General features: G+C 57.8%; 21 protein-coding genes and 1 tRNA gene. 20 read left to right on the top strand and 2 right to left on the bottom strand.

From position 1 onward, the window contains the following. Positions 1-4 precede the first annotated feature (4 nt). From ACFU4Z_RS05690 to ACFU4Z_RS05595, 20 genes are all read left to right on the top strand, one after another. Positions 5-1,471, top strand: coding sequence for a phage portal protein (locus ACFU4Z_RS05690; RefSeq protein ID WP_379060032.1), 1,467 nt, complete (start codon positions 5-7; stop codon positions 1,469-1,471). Further along, positions 1,468-3,759: a phage major capsid protein gene (locus ACFU4Z_RS05685; protein ID WP_379060031.1), complete on the top strand. Its 2,292-nt coding sequence runs from the start codon at positions 1,468-1,470 to the stop codon at positions 3,757-3,759. Before ACFU4Z_RS05690 ends, ACFU4Z_RS05685 begins: the two co-directional genes overlap by 4 nt. 359 nt (positions 3,760-4,118) lie before the next feature. Further along, positions 4,119-4,718: a head-tail connector protein gene (locus ACFU4Z_RS05680; protein ID WP_379060354.1), complete on the top strand. Its 600-nt coding sequence runs from the start codon at positions 4,119-4,121 to the stop codon at positions 4,716-4,718. Between the two features lie 3 nt (positions 4,719-4,721). Next, positions 4,722-5,147, top strand: coding sequence for a hypothetical protein (locus ACFU4Z_RS05675; protein WP_379060029.1), 426 nt, complete (start codon positions 4,722-4,724; stop codon positions 5,145-5,147). Positions 5,148-5,170: 23 nt separating this feature from the next. Beyond that, the gene (locus tag ACFU4Z_RS05670) at positions 5,171-5,506 is read left to right on the top strand and encodes a hypothetical protein (protein WP_379060027.1); all 336 of its coding nucleotides are present in this window, start codon (positions 5,171-5,173) and stop codon (positions 5,504-5,506) included. Between the two features lie 312 nt (positions 5,507-5,818). Then, positions 5,819-6,235, top strand: a complete 417-nt coding sequence (locus ACFU4Z_RS05665) for a hypothetical protein (protein WP_379060026.1) — start codon at positions 5,819-5,821, stop codon at positions 6,233-6,235. 4 nt (positions 6,236-6,239) lie between these two features. Then, a complete protein-coding gene (locus ACFU4Z_RS05660; protein WP_379060025.1) occupies positions 6,240-6,770 on the top strand; it encodes a hypothetical protein in 531 nt (176 codons plus the stop codon). 50 nt (positions 6,771-6,820) lie between these two features. Then, on the top strand, positions 6,821-7,261 hold the full coding sequence (locus ACFU4Z_RS05655; RefSeq protein WP_379060023.1) for a hypothetical protein: 441 nt from the start codon (positions 6,821-6,823) through the stop codon (positions 7,259-7,261). Between the two features lie 17 nt (positions 7,262-7,278). Continuing rightward, entirely contained in the window at positions 7,279-7,557 is a 279-nt protein-coding gene (locus ACFU4Z_RS05650; protein ID WP_379060021.1) for a hypothetical protein, read from the top strand. 66 nt (positions 7,558-7,623) lie between these two features. Beyond that, on the top strand, positions 7,624-12,432 hold the full coding sequence (locus tag ACFU4Z_RS05645; protein WP_379060019.1) for a transglycosylase SLT domain-containing protein: 4,809 nt from the start codon (positions 7,624-7,626) through the stop codon (positions 12,430-12,432). A gap of 76 nt (positions 12,433-12,508) precedes the next feature. Further along, positions 12,509-13,450 (top strand): hypothetical protein, encoded by a 942-nt coding sequence (locus ACFU4Z_RS05640; RefSeq protein WP_379060018.1) that lies wholly within the window; start codon positions 12,509-12,511, stop codon positions 13,448-13,450. Positions 13,451-13,463: 13 nt separating this feature from the next. Beyond that, a complete protein-coding gene (locus ACFU4Z_RS05635; protein WP_379060016.1) occupies positions 13,464-14,561 on the top strand; it encodes a hypothetical protein in 1,098 nt (365 codons plus the stop codon). 9 nt (positions 14,562-14,570) lie between these two features. Further along, entirely contained in the window at positions 14,571-15,152 is a 582-nt protein-coding gene (locus ACFU4Z_RS05630) for a hypothetical protein (RefSeq protein ID WP_379060015.1), read from the top strand. 106 nt (positions 15,153-15,258) lie between these two features. Continuing rightward, positions 15,259-15,747: a DUF2744 domain-containing protein gene (locus tag ACFU4Z_RS05625; protein WP_379060013.1), complete on the top strand. Its 489-nt coding sequence runs from the start codon at positions 15,259-15,261 to the stop codon at positions 15,745-15,747. After that, positions 15,744-16,592: a hypothetical protein gene (locus tag ACFU4Z_RS05620; RefSeq protein WP_379060011.1), complete on the top strand. Its 849-nt coding sequence runs from the start codon at positions 15,744-15,746 to the stop codon at positions 16,590-16,592. Before ACFU4Z_RS05625 ends, ACFU4Z_RS05620 begins: the two co-directional genes overlap by 4 nt. Positions 16,593-16,595: 3 nt before the next feature. Then, positions 16,596-17,117 carry a hypothetical protein gene (locus ACFU4Z_RS05615; protein ID WP_379060009.1) on the top strand — a complete coding sequence of 174 codons (522 nt, stop codon included), beginning with the start codon at positions 16,596-16,598 and terminating at the stop codon, positions 17,115-17,117. 10 nt (positions 17,118-17,127) lie between these two features. Beyond that, entirely contained in the window at positions 17,128-18,195 is a 1,068-nt protein-coding gene (locus tag ACFU4Z_RS05610; RefSeq protein WP_379060007.1) for an N-acetylmuramoyl-L-alanine amidase, read from the top strand. A gap of 12 nt (positions 18,196-18,207) precedes the next feature. After that, complete coding sequence (locus tag ACFU4Z_RS05605) at positions 18,208-18,456, top strand: hypothetical protein (RefSeq protein WP_379060006.1); 249 nt, start codon at positions 18,208-18,210, stop codon at positions 18,454-18,456. Next, the gene (locus tag ACFU4Z_RS05600) at positions 18,453-18,740 is read left to right on the top strand and encodes a hypothetical protein (protein WP_379060005.1); all 288 of its coding nucleotides are present in this window, start codon (positions 18,453-18,455) and stop codon (positions 18,738-18,740) included. Before ACFU4Z_RS05605 ends, ACFU4Z_RS05600 begins: the two co-directional genes overlap by 4 nt. Before the next feature lie 513 nt (positions 18,741-19,253). After that, positions 19,254-19,322, top strand: a tRNA-Pro gene (locus tag ACFU4Z_RS05595). 97 nt (positions 19,323-19,419) lie between these two features. Here ACFU4Z_RS05595 and ACFU4Z_RS05590 read toward each other — a convergent pair. Then, positions 19,420-19,626: a DUF397 domain-containing protein gene (locus ACFU4Z_RS05590; protein WP_379060004.1), complete on the bottom strand. Its 207-nt coding sequence runs from the start codon at positions 19,624-19,626 to the stop codon at positions 19,420-19,422. Next, positions 19,623-20,507, bottom strand: coding sequence for a helix-turn-helix domain-containing protein (locus ACFU4Z_RS05585; protein ID WP_379060002.1), 885 nt, complete (start codon positions 20,505-20,507; stop codon positions 19,623-19,625). The genes ACFU4Z_RS05590 and ACFU4Z_RS05585 overlap by 4 nt, the downstream gene beginning before the upstream one ends. Between the last annotated feature and the right edge of the window lie 370 nt (positions 20,508-20,877).

Raw genomic sequence — 20,877 nt, 5'->3', positions numbered from 1 at the left:
CGACATGGAGATTTCCATCGATACCTGGGCGAGCTACCACAAGTATGGGAGCAACACCTTTGGCCTTGGCGGTGGCGGGCCCTATTCGAAGTCCGAAGAGATCGATAATGACTTTGTCGGCTACGTCAATGGCGCGTACAAGGCGTCCGGTGTAGTTTTCGCTGCCTGCCTCGCGCGCATGATGATTTTCTCCGAGGCGCGTTTCGTATTCCAGAAAGTCAAGAATGCGAAGCCTGGCGATGTCATCGATACACCAGCGCTGGACCTGCTCGACACTCCATGGCCGAACGGCACCACCGGCGAAATGCTGGCCAGGGCTATTCAGGACATCGACTTGTGCGGCAACCACTACATGCTGCGCCAGCACGAAATCGGAAAAGGCCCGAGACTCCGAAGATTGCGCCCCGACTGGGTAACCATCGTCTTGAGCAAGGAACCTTCCGAGGCTTTGGATTGCGACGTACTCGGCTACATCTACAAGCCGGGCAATACGGACGTCAAAGCCAAGTGGGAAGTCTTCCCGATCGATGGCAGTAACGGAGTCGTAGCTCACTGGTCCCCCATCCCCGATCCGGACGCGCTGTACCGAGGCATGTCCTGGATGACGCCGGTTATTCGGGAGATCCAGAGCGACAAAGCGATCAGCAAGCACAAGCTGAAGTTTTTCGAGAAGGGCGCAACCCCTAATATCGCTGTCTCTCTTCATGAATCCGTGAGCGTTGAAGAATTCAAGGAATTCAAAGAGGTCATGGATGCCCAGTACAACGGGCTCGATAACGCATACAAAACCATGTATCTCGGTGGCGGTGCAGACGTAACTTCGGTTGGCGCAAATATTCAGCAGCTCGATTTCGCCACGGTGACCGGTATCGGTGAATCGCGTATCGCAGCAGCGGCTCGGGTGCATCCCACTCTTCTCGGTATTACTCCGGGTCTTGGCGGGTCCAGCCTGAACGAGGGAAATTTCGACGCCGCCAAAGATGCATTCGCGAGCGGGACTATGCGGCCCCTATGGAGGTCGTTGTGCGCCGCCTATTCGGTGCTGGTCACGCCCCCTGATGGTTATCGACTCTGGTACAGCGACAAAGACATTTCGTTCCTGCGCGAAGACCGGCAAAAGGTCGCGATGCGCCAACAAACCGACGCGACCACGATTTCTCGCTACGTCATGCAGGGATTCAAACCCGAGAGTGCCGTCGCTGCGGTTTTGGAAGACGATCTGTCGCTTCTCGATCACACGGGCCTCTATTCGGTGCAACTGCTCCCGCCCGAAATTTCCTTCGCCGATGTCAATGCGGCCAAGAAGGAAAAAGAGGGCGACGACCAAGAGAAATCGACCGACAAGCCGAGCAAAGCGAATAACCAGCCCACTGGCAGCAAAAGAAAACCGGTCGGCCGACCCCCGAAGGAATCAAAGGACGCCTGGCTGGACGCGGTCGAGCGCGGTGAACCTTGGGAAGACGAATTATGAACATAGTTACCAGGAGCGTTAGTTTCCGCGCCGCCGACAAGGATGAAAGCGGCGATGGGCACACGCTCAGCGGATACGCGGCTGTTTTCAACCAAGACACCACGATCAACTCGTGGGAGGGCCGTTTCACCGAGCGTATCGCTCCGGGCGCGTTCAGGAAGACTCTGCGCGAGAACAAGCCGATTTTGCAGTTCAACCACGGCAGAGACGTTCGCACCGGTGCGGTTCCGATCGGCGTATTCACCGAACTCGCAGAAGACGATCACGGTCTCGCTGTTGAGGCCCGGCTTTTCGAGAATCAACTAGTAGAGCCGATTCGTCAGGCCATTGAGGGCGGCGCTGTAACTGGAATGTCCTTCTCGTTCCAAGTCGTCCGCGATGAATGGCGTGACCAGAACGGCAAAGTTCTTCGTGGCGAAGCGCTCCGCAAAGTGCTATGGGATGGCGCGGACGGACTTTCCCGGACCATCAAAGAGGTCAAGCTCTTTGAGGCCGGTCCGGTTGTTACTCCGGCTTACTCCGGAACTTCGGTTGGTGTTCGCAGCGCCGACGAGCTTTCTGATGCCGAGCGTCAGTCGATTGCCGATGAATATGCACGCTCGATGGTCGTTGCCGATGAGCCGTTGGTTGACTCCGAGGCAATTCGCGAGTGGCTCCGCATGGAAACGGAGTGGCGCGCAGATGTAGCCGTCTGGCTCCGCGAAGAGGCCGAATACCACGCAATTGTCCGCTGGCTAGAAGCGGAAACAAACCACCGGGCAAACGACGCCGCCGAATCAGGCACCTCAGAGAACCCGGATAACCCCGATCGTGACGCCGTCAAAGACACAGACACCTTGCGTCGGGAGCCCGAAAAGAAAGTCACGGAGCAAAAGAAGGCTCCCAAGATCGTTAGGACTAGGGCAGTGACCCTTAATGAATTGAAAGAAGCCCTGGCTATCGCTGAGGCGCGCACCGAAGAGCTCCAGGACGAGTTTCGCGATGCCGAAATGCCTGAGGCTGAAGAGCGCGAGTATGACCAGGCCAAGAAGGACGTCGACACCTACCGCGCCCGCATCGAGAAGGTGGAGAAGCGCCTCAAGGAGATGACGAGCCACACTCCTGCCGAGCGCGGAACCCCGGGCTTCATCGCGAGCACTGACGCGGCGGACCTGCACGATCTTGACGCTATCCGTGGTTCGGCGACCTCCCTTGCCGACGCCAAGGTCAAGATGCGTGACGCGGCCCAGCGGATTGCCGAGCGGTCCAAGTTCGCGGTTAGCCAGCGTTCCGAGGCCAAGGATCACGCGATCCACCTCCTGGACCAGGATCACACAGGCGATTTGGCTGCGCGGTTTATCAGCATGGGCTCTGACACTTATGAGCGCGCCTGGAGCAAGTACGCGGCCGGTCACACCATCGGCGGGCTCAGCTTTGAGGAGCAGCGCGCTTTGCAGTTGGGCTCGGATGCCGATGGCGGTTTTGCCGTGCCTGTGCAACTCGATCCGACTGTGATCCATACCAGCGCTGGCGTGGTCAACCCGGTTCGCCAGCTGGCAACCACCAAGACCATTACCGGTAAGGAATACCAGGGCGTTACCAGCGCGGGCACCACGGTCTCCCGTTCGCTGGAAGGTGCCGAGTTCGCCGAGAACAGCTGGACCTTGGCTCAGCCGACCATTCGCACCGAGCGTGTGACCGGTTACACGACCTTCACTTTTGAAGCCGAAGCGTGGAACGCAATTCGCGAGGAAATCGTTTTCGCACTGCGCGATGCAAAGGACAGGGAAGAGGCGGAGTCCTTCACCAATGGCAACGGCACCTCGCCCAATGCTAGCGGCATCGTCTCGACCCACATTGCCCCGAACCTGGTGACTGCTACCGGCACTGCGGCTTTCGCTGCGGGGGATCTGTACAAGCTCAAGGAAGCTCTCGATCCTCGTTACCGCGCCAATGCTGTCTGGATGCTGGACGAGGCGATTCTGCACTTGATTCGTCAGTGGGCGACAAATGATGGCCCGAACCTGATTCAGCACATCGACGGCCCCAACCCGGATCGTCTGTTGGGCTTCCCGATTCACGAGAACTTCAATATGACGGGCGTTCTGACCACCGGTTCGAAGATTGTGCAGTTCGGCGATCTGAGCAATTACTACATCGTTGACCGTGTCGGCATGTCCATCGAGGTCAACTCCATGGTGCTCGGTTCGAATCGTCGTCCGACCGGCCAGAGGGGCATTGCCGCTTACTGGATGAACAACGCCAAGTGGTGGGTGCCTGCGGGTGCGAAGACTCTGGTCACCGGCTAATACGAATATAGCGAACCGCCCAAACCTTTAACGAGCTTCGGCTTTGTCAAAGGTTTGGGCGGCTTTGTTCGAGGAGATTCATGAGTGCCCGCACTTTTGTTGCCAAGGAGTCCTTTTGGTACCACGGCGACGACAACGAACTCCATCTTGTCCACGAGGGTGATCGGTTTCCTGAAGGGGATTCGGCACTGTCGGGACGCTTGGAGTATTTCAAGGACGAGACCCCGATCGAGGTTCCCGTAGAGGTTCCCGTAGAGGTTCCCGTAGAGGTTCCCGTAGAGGTTCCCGTAGAGGTTCCCGCTGCTCCGGTCAAGCGTTCTCCGGGGCGTCCTCGCAGTAAGGGGTGACTCGTGGGTGCCATGGGTGATCCCTATGTGACTCGGGCGCAGCTGAAACAGCATCTCGGCATCAAAGATTCGGACGCCTCGAAGGATGACCTGCTCGATATCGCCTTAGACAGCGCTTCTCGCGAGATCGAGAACCATTGCGAGCGCCAATTCAACCAGGTCGGTACAGCTTCCGCGCGTGTGTACCCCGTCATCGGGCGCGATCTGGTCCTAGTTGACGACATCTACACGATGGACGGCTTCGAGATCCGGATTGGCGAGGTCGGCTCGGGTTTCGGCTCGGCGCTGTCTTCGGATCTCTTCGAGGTGCGGCCCATTAATGGTGTCGTCAATGGTGTTCCGGGCTGGGCGTTTTCGAGGATCAAGCTTAGCTGCTACGCGCCGTACACCTATTCGACTTCTCGGGTAGAGGTCACTGCGAAGTGGGGATGGCAAGCGGTTCCGGCTCCGGTCAAAGAGGCGTGCCTGCTCATTGCCGCAAAGAACTGGAAGCTCCAGGATGCCCCGCTCGGTGTTGCCGGTTTCAAGGATTTCGGCACCGCCAAGGTCGAGAACGATCCGATCGCCGTGACAAAGCTCTGCCCATACACGCTGGGGCGCGGAAAGAGGTGACTGGTGGCCTACACCCTCACTGAAATACGTACCGCGCTCGCCTCAACTATCGAAACCCACACCAGTGCCAGCGTTTATACCTACGCAGAGGTGCAGGCCAAGGGTAATTATCCGGCGGTCATCATCGAGCCTCACGCAACGGATTTCGAGCGGGCCATGAATCGCGGTGTAGACGAATGGGATTTCAACATCTTCGTTTTGGTCCGTAGTGCCGATGATGCCAGCGCCCAGCAAGAACTCGATGGATTCGTCACAGGCGAGGGCGACGACAGCATTCGCCAGGTCCTTTTCGAACACCGGGAACTTGGCCTAGACGACAGCGTCGACGCTCATGTCTATTCGATGCGCGGCTATGGGGGCGGATTCGAATGGGGCGGAACCAAGCACATGGGCGCAATTCTCAAAGCCCGCGTTTTTGTAAGTAACTAATCTACGAAAGGCTGGGCCGCTAAATGGCTGCACTCAGCACCTTTTCCCTTACCAACGCGGGCACTGCACCAACTTTCGCAGCCGCGACCACTTCCGATACGGCCCAGGTCGGCAATGGCGGAAACGTCTTTGTTGTCTACAAGAACACCGACGCAAGCCCGAAGACCGTCACTGTCACGGTTGCTGGAAGTACCGATTATGGACAGCCCAACCCGGACCCGCAATACACAGTGGCGGCCACTACGGGTGAGGTCTGGATTCCGATGCGCAAGGAATACAACGACGGCACCGGTCGTGCTGCTCTGACTTTGAGCAATGCCACTGGTGTCACTGTCGCCGTTGTCAAGGTGAGCGCCTAATGCCCCTAGCAAATCCACCCTCGGAGGAAGCGGTGGCGGCTCATGCAGAACATCGTGCAGATCAAGTCACGTCCCGTCATTTCCGTGTGGTTGGTCCGAAAAAGATCAATGGGGCGAGTGAGGGCGAAGAAGTCTGGCTCGATGTCACTCCAGCCCAGGCACGCCACCTGATCGCGGCAGGTCATGTCGCACCAATGCCGTCCGCGCCTCTCGAGACTGTTACGCCGGTAAACGATGCCGATCCCACGGGTCCGAAGAAGCGGCGCAATCCAGCAACCAATCCTGACCCCACTTCCTGAAAGACCCTGAACAATGTCAAAGTTTGTTTTGCTCGACACCGTGACGGAAATCAATGGTGTCGACCTTTCTGATCACATCAATAGCGTTGAAGTCGCCCTGAAGATGGCCGATCTCGACTCCACCAATTTCAGCGGTGGCGGTAAAGAGCACACGCCCGGCCTGCGCGACGACGAAATTGCCGTGAATTTCCAGCAGGACTTCGCGGTCGGTGAGGTCAACGCAACCCTGGCTCCGCTGTTCTTCGACAGGACGGAATTCACCGTAACCGTGAAGCCGCGCAACGCCTCGATTTCGGCGACCAACCCGGGCTTCCAGGCGACCTGCGTCTTGCTCGAGTACACGCCACTGTCTGGCAAGGTTGGCGATTTGTCTGAGATCAAGGTGAAGTTTGCGACTCAGCACACCGGCGTCACCATGCTGACCAGCTGATCCAATGGAACTGGAGTTCGAGATTTCGGGTGATCGCGCCTTTCTGGAGGTAGCAAAAGCGTTCACCCGAATCGATCGCAGCATTCCGAGAGACGCGCTCAAAGCGATCAAGGATGAGGCGCGACTCCTGTCCAAAGAAGCCTCAGCCAAGGCGCTAGCTGAACCGGCATTGGGCACCAAGCACACCGGCCTCCGGAAAAGGGTGGCTAAAGGCGTCAAGGTGCAGTCGCTCGCGAATGGGTCTGCCACGGATTTCGAAGGCGCACCCACCGAGGGCAATAGCGGTTGGCAGGGTTATCGCATCGCCACGTCCATGCCCGAAGAAGATGAGGCCATCATCCCTCGCGGTTTCGACCATCGAAGGGGTTGGCGTCACCCACTCTTTGGAAACAAGAAGAAGTGGTACCGGAACTACGGTGCATTCTCTTGGTTCCTGGAAACGATGCAGAAATCCAAGAGCGATCTCGATCCCAAGATGGAAAAGATCCTCGAGGATGCTGCCGACCATGTCGATAAATCTGCGCATCTTGGTTGACACAAGCGGAACGGTGAGGACTTTGCGGGCCCCTCACCGTTCCTTTCTTTTTGCCCGCAACTATCCCGCACCTCTTTGAAAGGGTCCGCAAAACCATGTCTCTTCTGTCCAGGGAATCCATCCTTACCGCCGACGACCGTAATCACGAAGATGTCGAGGTCCCCGAGTGGGGTGGCACTGTTCGTGTTCGCGCCATGTCGGGTTTCGAGCGCGACAAGTTCGAGACCGGCATGATCGAGCGTCGTGGTGGCAAGCAGGTCGAGAACTTCACCAACTTGCGCGCTCGACTGGTCGCTCTCGTACTTATCGACGAGGACGGCAAGCGTCTCTTTTCTGACAAGGACGTTCACCAGCTCGGTACCAAGTCGGCGGCTGCTCTCGATCGCGTGTACACGACGGCTCAGAAGCTCAATGGCATTTCGAATGCTGATGTCGAGGAGCTGACCGAGGTTTTCGACGAAACCCCCGACGAGAATTCTATTTCCGACTGACTCTCGCCCTCGGGGGTATGACGGTCGAAGAGATGCTTCACCGAGTCTCGTCCAGGGAATTGACCGAGTGGATTGCCTACGAGCAGAAGAATGGTCCGCTCGGGCATCAATATTCGGACGATGTCTTGGCGAGCATTCTCGAAGCGCTCCATACCAATACCTTTGTCGCAGGATTGCAGTACGACCCGAACCCGGTCCCTGAACCGAAGCGTGTCCCCCGGCCTCCCGAGGTCATGCAAGGGGAAGAGGTCCAGTTCGGGTTCGACGCGCTCGGTGATGCATTGCCCGGCGGATGATCGGCGCACCAGGCCCCTAGTTGTCTTAATCCACAGCTAGGGGCTTTCTTTTTTGGGGAGGTTGCCGTGGCGACGATTACGCGGCTCAAGTTCGATATCGATTCGAAGTACAACCCGGCAGGTATCAACGCGGCTCGGGCCGATATTCGTGCTTTCAACGAAGAACTTCGCCGGATGTCCAACAAGGCCGTGAAAGTCAAGGTTGAAACCGAGGTCGATCCAGATTTCGGCACCGATTTCCAGGCCCGTCTTAACGCGATCGCCATTACTCGCAACTACCACATCACCTTGCCCGTCGACCTTGACGAAGCCCATGCACGCGCCGCTCTTGAGGAGTTTGCCCGGGAGCGCCGTCGAGTCACGGTCAACGTAGATGCCGACACAGCAGCTGCACGAGCCAACATCGACACGGCCGCGCGTAACCGTCAAGCACACATCGATGTTGATACCGACCTGGGCATTATGCGGCTCGTCCAGCTGACCCGGGCTAGTCGGTACGCCGCGATCGGTGTGGCTGGTGTCGCTGCCGCGTTCTACCTGATCGGCCCTGCTGCCGCCGTTGCTGGTGCTGCCGTGATGACCGCCATGACTGGTGGTGTTATCGCTGCCGGTATCGCGGCCATCGTCATCAACGACAAGCTGACCGCGAGCCACCAAAAGGCCACCACAGCAGCACTTCGACAGGCCGATTCAGCCAAGACCGCGCTGGGCAACGCCTACACCAATGTGACTCAGGTTGCTGCCGATGGTGCCGCTCGTATTACGCAGGCGGAGAAGCAGGTTGAGCAGGCTACCCGGTCCAGCAAGCAGGCGCGCGATGCACTGACCGAGGCTTACAGGTCGGCTGGGCGCGAGTACGAGGACATGGTTCTCAAGCTCAAGGGCGCACCAATCGATGAGCGTGGCGCTGTCCTAGCTATCGAGCGTGCACGTCAGCGCCTCCGTGAGCTGGGCAAGAACGGTGAGTCGTTCAACTGGATCGATGTCGCTGAAGCTCAGAACAACGTTGATCAGGCTATTCAGAGCCTGGAAGAGATCCGAGTCCGGAACCGTCGTCTCGCTGAGGATTTCGTTGATTCCGACGAGAAAGGCATCGAGGGCAGCAAGAAGGTTGTCGATGCCAAACAGAACATCATCGACGCTGAGGATCGCGAAAAGGATTCGATCACTGCCCTGACCAAGGCTCGTAACGACGCAGCTGAGGCCAATCGTCGTGCCGCCGAAGAAGTCACTCAAGCTCAGATGCGCGTGGCCGAAGCTCAGGAAGCCGTCAATGAAGCGCTGAAAAAGCAGAACGGTCTCGCGGCTCAGGCGGCGAAGTTCTTCTCGGACATGGCTGCTCCGATGCGCGGTGAACTGGCGGCGGCGATGGACAAGATTCGCGCCAAGATGAACGACTTGGCTCCACTGCTCCAAGACACATTCCGGAATGCGACACCCCTGGTCCAGCCCTACGCGGATTCGTTGTTGCGGCTCACCGAGAACGTCCTGCCCGGCATGAACAACGGCATCAAAAAGAGCCAGCCGATCGTTCTCGGTTTCTCGGATGGACTTGCCACGTTTGGCACCCGGCTCGGCAACATGTTCGATTTGATGGGCGATGGAGCCGAGGGCCTGGGCAATACCTGGCGCGTTGTCGGCGATGAAGTTGGCCGCTGGTTCGAGCTTATCGGTGGTGGCGCTGCCCGAATGAGCCAGACAGGTTCGGAGTCGCTTCGCCTATTCTTGGGCGGGCTCAACAACCTGTGGGCCGGAATGATCGATGGCGCTGCTCCCGCGATGGAGGCCATGGCTGGTCGGACCTCGATCCTGAATTCCATCTTCTCGGAACTCGGTAATTTCTTCCGCATCGCGGGTCCGGCTATCGGGCAATTCACGGAGGCTATCTCCGGCGCGCTCGACCCGGCTATTCGTGCGATTGCTCCAGCCCTGGCCAGCGTGCTCGGCGCGTTTCTCCAGAGCATTACTCCGATTATCATTGCGGTGACCCCGGCCATTGTCGCCATATCGAACGGTTTCGCCACCCTGGTCCAGCAACTGAACCCGATCATGCCAGTTTTGGGTCCGGTCATCGCTGGTGTTTGGGCGCTCAACGTCGCATTGGCGGCGAACCCGATCGGATTGGTCGTTGTCGCGGTTGCCGCACTGGCTGGCGGGATCACTTATCTCGCGACGAAGACCCAGTTCTTCCAGAATATGTGGGCCAACTTCGCGCCGGATGGAATGAAGAATTTCTTCAAAGCGGGCGAGGACGGTACCAGCGGATTCTCTCGGGCACTGGATACGGTGGTCGGCTGGGGCAAGAAATTGTGGGAGCTTTTCGGTCCTTCTATTTCTCGCATTGGCGATGCCCTCAAAGGTGCCTGGTCCGCCATCACTGAACAATGGAATAACAGCCTCCGCCCAGCACTGGAACAGCTCGGCGAAAAGATCGGCCCTTTGCTAGAGGTACTGAAACCGATCGGCGCTGTTATCGGCGGAATCATTCTCGCGCTGGTTAATTCCATCCTGGGAATCGTTGAGCATCTGATCAAGCCGGTCGTGAATTTCGTCATGGAATTCGTCACTGCGATTATCAACGCGATCTCCTCTTTGATCCAATTCATCACCGGTTTTATCGGCGGACTGATGAAGATGATCGAGATAGTCGTAGCCGCCGGTAAAGTGCTCTTCGAATTCGTCGATGGCATTTTCACGGGTGACTTCTCCGGGCTGTGGGAGAGTCTGCGCAATCTCGGTAGTAAAATTGTCGAGCTGATCACCGGCCCTCTCAAGACCATGGGTGAAGGAATCCTCGGAATCGTCAACGCCCTGTGGGATGCGGTGTTTGCGATTTTCCGTGGCGTGTTCGGCGTTATTCACGGAATTGTGCGTGGCTTCATTCAGGGAATCATCGGATTCTTTCAATGGCTCTTTGACGTGCTGGTCGGACATTCCATCGTGCCCGACCTGATCGACAAAATCCACGAACTGTTCATGTGGCTGCCACGAAAAGTGATCGCGCTTGTTCAGGGCCTCGTCGAAGGAGTGGTCAAGCTCTGGGACTTCCTGAAGAACAAGTGGGAATCCTACCTTGACGGCATCAAAGTCATTCTCGAGAATGTGTCCACGATTATTCAGGCCATCTGGGAGAAATTCTGGAACAAGGTCAAGGAGATCGGCACATCCATCTGGGATTCGATCAAGTCCGCGTTCACCAATTTCTCGGAGGGCGTGAAGTCCACCCTGGAAGGCGTCGTCCATATAGCGGAAAACGTCTGGAATGGGATCAAGGGAATCTTTGCTCGTCCGATCAACGCGGTCATTGGATTCTGGAATGACACCATCGCCGACAAGATCGGTTTGGGTGACAAAAAGATCCCGGTCATTCCCGGATATCGCGATGGCGGTCCCATCTCGGGCGCTGGTGGTGGTCGGCAAGACGCGATCAATGCCAATCTGAGCCACGGTGAATACGTCGTCAATGCAAGGGCCGCGTTCCTTAACCGGCGCATCTTGGACCGTATGAACTTTGGCGGCGAAGTTGTTCCGGCGTATGCGGATGGCGGGCCCGTTGAATGGATGAAAGGCTGGGTTTCCCAGAACCATCCGGCGATGCAGGTCACCTCGGATTACCGCGATTCCAACGACTACCACGGCATTGGCAGGGCTGTGGACTTTGCCGCTTCCATGCAAGAAATGATGTCCACCGCAACCGACATCGCGTCCACGTGGGGCAAGAACTCCTTGGAACTGATCCACGGCAACGGCTTCCAGCACAACATCAAGGATGGCCGCGACGTCGGAGACGGAATGTCGGTCTACAAACCTGGCACGATGGCGGAGCACAACAACCATCTGCACTGGGCCGTCGATAAGGCGCTCGGGGAAGACGATGCCGGTCAGGGCTTTTTCGGCCGGATCGGGGACGCGGTCAGTGGTGTCGTCAGTGGCGCTCGGGAACTGGTCTCGGGATTGTTTAGCAGGTTCACCGATCCACTCCTGAGCAAGATCCCAGATCCGTTCGCGGGTGGCATGGGTGGCCCGATGGGTTCTATGCCCAAGGGTGCGGCCACCAAGGTTCGTGACAACATCGCCGATCTGATCCGGGGCAAGGAAAGCACTGCTGGCGGGGTCGGTGATATCGGTGGGGTTGTGCCAGACGGAGATCGTCTCAGGATTATCGATGAGGCGCTGAAGATCACCAACACGCCTCCACCGGAAACCTTGGATGCGTGGCGGCGCGGTCTCAATACCCTGATCGGTAGAGAGTCCGGCTGGAACGCGGGTGCTGTCAACGACTGGGACGTCAACGCCAGAAACGGGGTTCCCTCCAAGGGCCTTGCTCAGGTGATTCCGCCGACGTTCCAGACCCACAAGGTTCCGGGTTACGACAATATCCTTGACCCGGTGTCCAACGTTGCAGCGAGCGTGAACTACATCAAGGCACGGTACGGCACCATCTCAAAGGTTCAGCAGGCAAACGAGAATCTGCCACCCCAGGGATACGCAGACGGCACCGATTACGCCAAGCCAGGCTGGAACTTGGTCGGCGAAAACGGGCCCGAAATGGTGAAGTTCCGTGGCGGCGAAGAAGTTCACAGCTTCGACGAGATCATCGAGCGCATCAAGAGCGTGAACGTGGAAGGCCGGACGCAGCAGGCTGTTCAAGGCGCTGTGAAGTCCACCCTGGATACGTTCATGTCGGACTTGACCGGTGGTTCCGTGGGTGATGGCTTCCTCGGTCAGTTGTTGCAGCAATCCGTTGACTATGGCGGCAAATTGGCGAACTGGTCCGCTAGTAAGGGCGACACCCATTACCACGTGTCCAGCGCCGAAGAGCTTATCCGCCTGGAAAAGCAGAAACGACGCGAGCAGTCCATAGGCTTCGACTAGCCACTAAATAGAGAACGAGCCGGGGCATCGGTGGGAGCAATCCTGCTGGTGCCCCGGCTTTTTCGGAGGTGCATAAATGGCGACCCCTCGTGAAGACATGTCCATCACATACGAAGGCTGGAACGGGGTCTTCTACGACATCTGTGGCGGCGACAACGAAGGACTTCAAGGGGTCAGGCTCGCCACGGATTCTCACGGTACCGCCTGGGAAGACTTGTATGAGGCGCAGATCGAAACCATCTACAACTCAACGGCTTTCGAGATCGGTGGGCGTTACGGCGGACTTCGCGAGCACATGATGGAGTTCACGCTCGCCTTCCACATCAAAGCCACCCACGATCGGCCGTGGCGCATCAATGACAGCCGGTTCCGTAAGGCCATGAGCTTCAAGAAGGAATCGAAGCTTCGCGTCAAAATCAAGGAACAGTCCGAGCGCTGGCTCAACGTGAGGCTCAAGTCAACGCCCAAGCTCAAGGTTCAGGTCGATCCCAACGGATTGAAGTATGGCCTGCTCCTGGTGCCGTTCGTAGCTGCTTACCCGCGCTGGGTCGAGGACGACTTCACCCAGACCCTCACCACCGCAACGAATACGACCGTCACGGGCACTGAAACGCTGTGGTTCAACCTGAGCAATCCCACCAACAATGAAGTGTGGGTCCGCTGGGTGCTACAGGCCGGTAACGCGGGGATCATCTACACCTTGCCCGATTGGTCTTTGGGTGACGACCGGTTCGACCTGGCAGAAGAGCACGACGACCGCATGATCATCATGCCCCCATTGCTTCTGAATGAGCACGTCGTTGTCGACACAGACGAGATGACAATGCAGGGCCAGGTCAATTCGAGCCTGGACACCCAGATTTATCAGCGCATGAACAGCAAAGAGTTCCTGTACCCACTTCCCGCGTATATGGAAGAGGTTGTTTCGGTGCCGGTCATGGTCACTGAGGCGGATATCGGGAACGTGGTTCAGCTGAGAATTCCGCGCAGTTGGTCAAGGCCATGGGGCCTAGAATAGCCGAGGAGGTGACATGGCAGTCACTTCAATTGATCCGGACGTCGAATTCTTCAATATTGTCAACCGGATCAAAGATGAGCGAGACAAACGGGTACGTCAGCCCGTAGTAAGGCTTCACGACGGCAACTGGGTCCTGCGCGGCAGAGCGGCTCATCTTTACGAAGCCAGTTTCTCGGAAATCGAGAACGAGACCGGTGTGGGCACAATTGAGATGCCCTATGAGTATTACCTGTCTCAATGGATCGTCGACCACGACAACCGCGACACCAAGAACGTCCACATCTCGGTAGAGAAAGATGGTGTTCGTTGGACCGGTCGAATGTGGCAATACGAGATCGACCGAAACGCCGAAGGCAAAACAATTGTCCGGGCAATCTTCAAACACGACTATGAGGAATTCAAGCACATCCTCTGTTGGGCAAATCCGTTCTTGCCCGCCGAAGTGCAGTTCCCCAGGTTATGGTTACTCTTCGGAACAGCAAAATGGTGCCTTAAAACCACCCTTTTCGTCAATATTCTCCGGCTAGAGGCATCGCTCTGGTCTTTGCCCGATGATCCGATGGATGCCAGCCAATGGTTCGATCTGAATCAGGCGAACTGGAGTATGGTTGTCGCGCCCGACTCGGGTGTAGATCATTCTCCGCTCGCGGTGGTTCACAGTCGATTCAAGGACTTTCACAGCGTCCAAAAGAGTGTTGCCGAAGATGCGCAGCTCACACCTGTTTTCCGGCGCTGGTTCGAGGGCGATGATGCCCCCTGGGTCGGTGCCGACCTACGCCATGGCTGCCTCATCATCGATTACGAGGATAAATCGGCCTGGACCGAGGGTACGTCGTTTGGTGGCTCCATCTTTACGGGCCTTATTCACGCGCTCATCGGTATCGGAAGCGATGGTCTCACTCAAGATGTAGACGTTCTTCCAGATCCGATCTTCCCGGATGAGTACTTCGAACCCGGATACAAAGGCACCACCGCTAAGGTCCCCTCGATTCTTTATCGAGAAGGCGAACACACAGGTATCCAGACCTCGCTATTCATTGGAAGCCCGGCGAAAGATGCTCGGCACGTGACCGGTGGACATTCGATGCCGGGGGTCGTTTCGCCCCGTTGAGTTAATAGCTTGGCGGGGCGGAACGATCTACATTTCAATGAATTAATTTCGGCCACAATTCAAATGGCCGGGGACCTGATCGCCATGATGATTGGTGTTCCCCCTATTGGCGGTGCTGTTGATGCAGTACTGCGTCCGCTGTATACAGATGTGTTCCTGGCATTTATGTCGTGGAGCGATCCGGGGCGTGCGACAAGTCTTGGCTTCTCGCATTACCATGAACGATTCGCATCCGGCGCAGATCGGGCCTATACCTTAAAAGCCTTGATTGCTCTCCGAGCTTCTATCTGGGCAACTCGGGAAACTTTCACACATAAACTCACCGTTGCAGACGGAATGCCCTGGCTCATTGGTCAGCGCGGTAAAGGTCACTTCTACCTGGGCGATAGAATCGGTTCGACAGTTCGGGGTGCGCCGAAAGGCAAGATCTATGTAGACCGGGTTTCCGAGATCACTCTCACCTGGAACCGCACCACTTCTCCTACATGGAAAATCACCATTGGTCAGCGCAAGCAAGAGGACCCGGTTCTCAAGGCGCTGGAAAAGATCCAGGAATTGTTCGGCATTGCCCGCGATCTGGGCGTTCTGTGATCCATTGGCCCACAACTGAATAGAACAAACAGAAAGGCCCGCAACTGTTTGGAATTTCCGAATGGTTCGGGCCTTTCTGTGTTTCTTCCCCGCAAAGGAGCACGGCATGGACGATTCGGCGCAACGGTTTCCGCAGCAAAAAGATTGCGACCCCACCGACCCGGAACAGCACTTTCTCTGGGCATTGACTCAGATTCCCTACAACCACCAAGTGACTCAGCCGGTTCAGCCGCGCATCGCCCGAGTCATGTCGAAGCATCTCTACGAGCTCGGGTTCCGGCACCACCCACAGCTCCAGAGCAAGAAGCTGCAAATGCCTTATCGGGGACAGCAACACACGCTGAACGGCATGTCGGTGTGGGTGCCGATGGATTCCGAAGCCCCCGAGCCTCCGCCCCAGCACAACGTGAAAGCGATGACGCGCGAAGAGCAGGAAGTCCTCAAGAAGGAACTCGAAGACGTCGGACTGATTCAGCCGCCACAACGTCATCTCGGCAGGACGGCGGAAATCGTCTCTTACAAGCAGCTCAAGTCTGATCACGTCGTTCGGGCGCGCGACATCCTCTTGGGTGAGAATGGGGGCACGGAGGAATGACAACCCCGCATCAGACTCGCCCTGATGACGCGTATGAAGAGGGCAGTGTCGACGGGTCGCAGGACTGGACTGAGTCGACGATCAAGGCCGTTCTCAAAGGCGCGCCTATCGGGTCCTTCATGAATGCGCAGGACACGCACAACTCCGAAGTCAAAGATCCTCTCAACGCGAAACCCGACGTCCAAGAGATCCCGATCAATTCCGCAATGTGGAACACGATGGATCAGAGGGAGCAGCCGACTTTCCCGCGCACCCAGCTCATTAGCGGCACCGCTTCAGGCACGGCGAGTGGTGGTGCCGGAGATGGCTCGCACACCCACAGCCTGAACCGAATTCCTGATTACCAGCCGTCTGGTAACGGCAATGACTATCTTGAGATCGGGTTTATCCGAATTCAGAAGAACTGCACCTTTACTCACGCCGGATTCATCACAGGCGATTCAGCAACTTTCGCTGGCGTCAACGGATGCTACCTGGGGGTTTACAGGATGCAGTCGAATGGCGACCTAACGTTGCTGAACACTTCATCTGCAACATCGAACCTCCAATCATCCATCACGACACAAAATACTGAGCACATCTTCAACCTGGGGATTACTCGGAACGCCCTCCAAGACGAAATCTATGCGGTCGGCATACTCCAGGACACCGGCCTCTTCCAAACTGCTGCGAGCTTGATGTGCACTCGCGTAACCGACCTGAGCCGTCCAACATCAGGGCTTTATCCGCGAAAAGCGTACGCATACGCAGGCATCTATTCCGCGATGCCGTCTTCCATCTCCGAGGCCAGTTTGAACTATAGCGGCTCAACCAAGTTGCCCTTCTTCTATCTTCGCGAGGTGTGAACAATGGATCGCCTTGCTAATGTGAAGCAGTTTTTCTGGTCGCTCGCCCTGGACGGTTTCGGTATTCGGCGGCACCTGGGTTTGGATGCCCTCGGTCATGATGTGAAGTTCGTGCACAACCGTGTAGTGCCAGCGCTTTATCAGGCCATCAAGTCCGAAGATCCCGGTTACGACCCCGAAGCATTTCATCTGCGCGGCGAGCCGACAACCCAGGCCAATGGCACTGGTGCGATCAGATGGTTTGTCGAGCTGATGGAAGCGCACAAGGCATTTCAAGCGCTCATCGAACCGACCGGCGATCTATACGTCCGGCTCTACAAGGAGGATGGGCAGCACGGCTGCTTTCTCGATGACCTGCGCAACGCCTTGATGAAAGACGATCCGGAGTGGCGGGGGCCGTACATGGCACCTCGAGGGCCTATGCCCGCTACATGGACCGAACCGGAGCCGGAGCCGCAAAAGCCGGAATTCTCTGGCGGCCTCGATTACGACCCTGACGTTATTCCCATTTACGACAAGAAGTGAGAGGTATCTTGTGGTAAGTCCACCTTATTACGACGAGCGTGACGATTTCGGCAATTCGAGCTCTAGCCGATGGGGCAGCCGAATCACCAACGTCCTCTTCCACACCCAGGAGGGCAGTGGCACCGCGCAAAGCCTGGCCGACTACCTGAACAACTCGGGCAATGGTGCCAGCTATCACCGCACGATCCGTGATGGCGTGGTTGTCAACGTGGTTCCGCTCAACCGGGCGAGCTGGTCGGTGCTCGATGCCAACTCGTACACCATCAACTATTGCTTCGCCGGTAGTCGCGCTTCTTGGTCTCGGGATGAGTGGCTCGAGATCGAAGACGACATCAAGATTGCGTGCTGGCTAGCCGTTCAGGATTGCGCGTGGGCGGGGATCGATACAGCCGTTATTGCACCTCCATATGAGTACCGTGACGGCATTTCTGACCATCGATATGTGACGGATTGTCTCGGTATCGGCACTCACACCGATGTCGGGCGGAATTTCCCGTGGGACGTTGTCCGGTACTGGGTGGATCAATACGTCAATGGCGGCACCGCGATCGCGATCATCAACGAAATCGACGCGAAAGCCGACATCTCGCCGTGGCTGGGCAAGCGAATCACCCAGGGCGAGAACATCACCCCAGACGGCGTTGGTCGTTGGGCGGAGTTCGAGCACGGCTACATCTACTGGTCCCCCGCGACTGGCGCACACCCAATCCCGATGAGCACGTTCGAGAAGTGGGCTGAGACCGGCTGGGAACGTGGACCTCTCGGATACCCGGTCACCGATCACACCGAGCTTGACAGCGCCACCGGGCATGGCGAAGTCCAGGGGTTCCATAACGGAGCCATATACCGGCGGTTCGGTAAGCCTGGCGCTTATATGCACGGTGAAATCCGAAATCGCTGGAATCGCAGTGGATTCGAGAATGGTCAGCTGGGTTGGCCGGTCAGCGATGAAATCGAGTTCGACGGCGGCACCTACCAAAAGTTCGATAACGGCACCATCTACTGGCCTGGTCGGCGGTCCACGGTGGCGCTCCTGCACGACGACGGTCCGGGCAATCCGGTAGCCGACAAAGATTGAGAAGAGAGAATTATGAAGGCGACTATTGCTTACCACCTGCACCGGCTTGGCGAGTACAACAAGTACCTCGTGGCTCAGGTCGGCGCGGTCGGTGCTGCCACTAGTGCATTGCTGGGCCTGCGAGACGTCTTGCCCGCGAACGTGAGCGCGATCCTGGTCATCGCTTCGGCCCAGGTCGCAGCGGTCGGTGTCTACCTGGCGACCAACCAGGAACGCATCGATGACCTGGGCGACCAGCTCGGAAACATCCTCGAGCGGTGATCACGGCGGCGCTCGTCACGGCGGCACTGGGCTCCCCGGTCTTTTCCGCGCTGGTGGCGTGGATGAGTGGCCGGGGCAAGTCCAGAGCGGAGACAGCGGAGAAGCTTGTGGCGAGTGCCATGGTCCGTATGGACAGATCCGATGCCCGGGTCGACAAGCTCGAGGCCAAAATCGAGGACGTTCGGGTCGCCATCTTCCCGCACCAACAGTGGGACGTACAAGCACACCGGAAAGCCCTTGAGGTCGACCCGAACTTCCCGCCACCGCCGGTACTGCACATCTAGCACCCCTGACCCCCAGTCCTCCCGAGGTTCATCGCCCCGGAGGACTGGGGGTCCTTTTTGCGTCCATGGGGGCGGTGACCTCAGGTTTCTCGGCAGATCGCTCGGCGCAGGCCGATAAGTGGATGTAAACTGCCTTTGTTGTCCAGTCCTGGGAGGGACGAGACGCGCCAGAAGGCCCCTGGAGTTCACTGCGGATTTCCAGGGGCCTTTTGTCGACTATTGACCACGTGGCAAAGGGTACTGTACCGTTTACCACATCGCGGCTCAGAGTAGTCCGATAGCACCCCCCACGGCAGCGTTTGGTCCCGGTACCGTGGGGCGGTGCTCCCAAAGGCATTGTAGCTCAATGGTGGAGCCGCAGCAGTCGTCTGTGACGGAGGTTCGATTCCCCTCTTTGCCACGTCATTTCGGTGACTGAGCCAGGCTTGCGCGTACAGGGACACTGTGAAGGCGGAGTAGGCAAGAGGCACGTTCGGCTCGTGGAGTAACCATGGATCGCGAGCATCGAGTGTCAGCACGGTAGCTCAATGGCAGAGCACCTCGGCGGACGAGGGGATGCGGGTTCAAGTCCCGTCCGTGCACGCAATGCTCCAAAGTCGCCCTCGGGCCATGAGGAGCATCCATGAAAAAGCCCCCTGACTGCCGGTAAATGCCGAGGTCAGGGGGCTTTTTTGCTATTTCAGGGTCGGTCGAACTCGCCATCCCTGGCACCGGCGGTGAAGGCGTCCCACTCGCTCGGGGTGAAGACAAGCGCCGGGCCGGTCGGGTTCTTGGAGTCCCGGACACCGACCAGACCTTCGGCCAAGTGCGCGACCTCCACGCAATCCTTTGACCCAGTGCTGCGGCTGGACTTGAACCACACAGCGCCGGACAGGTCAACATTCACGGGGCATACTCCTCTGCGATTTTCAGGATTAGGGAACGGCTGTCCGTCTCATCCAGCGCCAAACGGTCTATGTTGGCGCAAGCCTCACGATACTGCCGAACCTCATCGGGCTTCTCAAGGTACAGGTCCCCCAGATAGCCCTGGGCATAGACCATTGGTGGCATGGTCAGCTCCGCAGTCGGGTGCGGCGGAAACTCCAACATCACGAACGCGCCGACCATGAGCCCACGATAGGCTCCGACCGTGGCCGGGACCACTCGGATACTGACGTTTGGCAGCCGACCCACATCCGCGAGGTGCCTCAACTGGTCCACCATCACTTGGGCACCGCCGGTTGTGCGACGCAAAGCGGACTCATCTACGTAGATGCTCAGGGCGATCGCGTTCTCTTCATCGGTCAGACGAGCCTGCCGTTTCATGCCGACCGCGAGCATCCGTTCCACATCCTGGATGGGCTTGTTCGGAAACTCGATCCAGATCAGCTGACGTCGGTACTCCTCGGTGTGTAGCAGGCCGGGCAGGAATGTCGTCTGGTAGGACGTGATCTTGTCGGCAGCATCCTCGAAGCTCACGAACAGCTCGAAGTCCTTCGGTATCTCGTCATCGGTGAACGCCTGCCACCACCCCTTGGCCCCTCCCTTGGCTTCATCCGCAAGAGCGAGGACGACCCGAGTTTCCTTCTTTGACGCGTCATAGAGGCTGCACAACCGCTCCAGGAGAACGGGATTCAGCCTGACCGGTTGCCCCGTCTCCATCTTCCAGACAGTGGAACGAGCGACCGAGATCGCGGCGGCTGCGGCTTCGCGGGTGATGTCCGCGCGCTCCCTCAGGTTTTCGAGCTGGATGCTCAGGAGCCTCCGCGCGATGGTCGAATCAGACATCAATCCTCCGGTAGTTGGTTTGTACTCAAACAAGAATGCCAAGCCAAGACAAACGACGCTAGATTTTCGCAAACGTTTGTGTCCAAACAGTGTCGCATCGGCTCGATGAGTGGTGTTCTGGTTGAGCGCCCGGTGCGGGACAGCCCCAATTGCCTTTGGGGACATCGTCGCCAGTCCGGAGTACTGCAACGCGATGGCCTGGGAATCTCGGATGCCCCCACACCCCTCCCAGACCCCGCACCGGGCGCGCACCAAAGTCTAGGAGAGCTCGATGGCGCAGCAGGTCCATCCACAGAACTCGGTACTACTGATGCACGAGGCACCTCCCCCCGGCCATGCATGGACCCCCACTGAGGCAAGCATGGCGGCG

The organism is Nocardia sp. NPDC057440, assembly GCF_042802915.1.
In the GTDB taxonomy this organism is placed as follows: domain Bacteria; phylum Actinomycetota; class Actinomycetes; order Mycobacteriales; family Mycobacteriaceae; genus Nocardia.
The sequence above is the reverse complement of the archived record's forward strand: the minus strand, read 5'-3'. Positions and strand labels throughout refer to the sequence as shown.

Excerpts from the sequence above, each read along its gene's own strand:
- ACFU4Z_RS05690 (WP_379060032.1), top strand. The coding sequence starts at position 5 with ATGGAGATTTCCATCGATACCTGGGCGAGCTACCACAAGTATGGGAGC.
- ACFU4Z_RS05685 (WP_379060031.1), top strand. The coding sequence starts at position 1,468 with ATGAACATAGTTACCAGGAGCGTTAGTTTCCGCGCCGCCGACAAGGAT.
- ACFU4Z_RS05680 (WP_379060354.1), top strand. The coding sequence starts at position 4,119 with ATGGGTGATCCCTATGTGACTCGGGCGCAGCTGAAACAGCATCTCGGC.
- ACFU4Z_RS05670 (WP_379060027.1), top strand. The coding sequence starts at position 5,171 with ATGGCTGCACTCAGCACCTTTTCCCTTACCAACGCGGGCACTGCACCA.
- ACFU4Z_RS05665 (WP_379060026.1), top strand. The coding sequence starts at position 5,819 with ATGTCAAAGTTTGTTTTGCTCGACACCGTGACGGAAATCAATGGTGTC.
- ACFU4Z_RS05660 (WP_379060025.1), top strand. The coding sequence starts at position 6,240 with ATGGAACTGGAGTTCGAGATTTCGGGTGATCGCGCCTTTCTGGAGGTA.
- ACFU4Z_RS05650 (WP_379060021.1), top strand. The coding sequence starts at position 7,279 with ATGACGGTCGAAGAGATGCTTCACCGAGTCTCGTCCAGGGAATTGACC.
- ACFU4Z_RS05640 (WP_379060018.1), top strand. The coding sequence starts at position 12,509 with ATGGCGACCCCTCGTGAAGACATGTCCATCACATACGAAGGCTGGAAC.
- ACFU4Z_RS05635 (WP_379060016.1), top strand. The coding sequence starts at position 13,464 with ATGGCAGTCACTTCAATTGATCCGGACGTCGAATTCTTCAATATTGTC.
- ACFU4Z_RS05625 (WP_379060013.1), top strand. The coding sequence starts at position 15,259 with ATGGACGATTCGGCGCAACGGTTTCCGCAGCAAAAAGATTGCGACCCC.
- ACFU4Z_RS05620 (WP_379060011.1), top strand. The coding sequence starts at position 15,744 with ATGACAACCCCGCATCAGACTCGCCCTGATGACGCGTATGAAGAGGGC.
- ACFU4Z_RS05615 (WP_379060009.1), top strand. The coding sequence starts at position 16,596 with ATGGATCGCCTTGCTAATGTGAAGCAGTTTTTCTGGTCGCTCGCCCTG.
- ACFU4Z_RS05605 (WP_379060006.1), top strand. The coding sequence starts at position 18,208 with ATGAAGGCGACTATTGCTTACCACCTGCACCGGCTTGGCGAGTACAAC.
- ACFU4Z_RS05585 (WP_379060002.1), bottom strand. The coding sequence starts at position 20,507 with ATGTCTGATTCGACCATCGCGCGGAGGCTCCTGAGCATCCAGCTCGAA.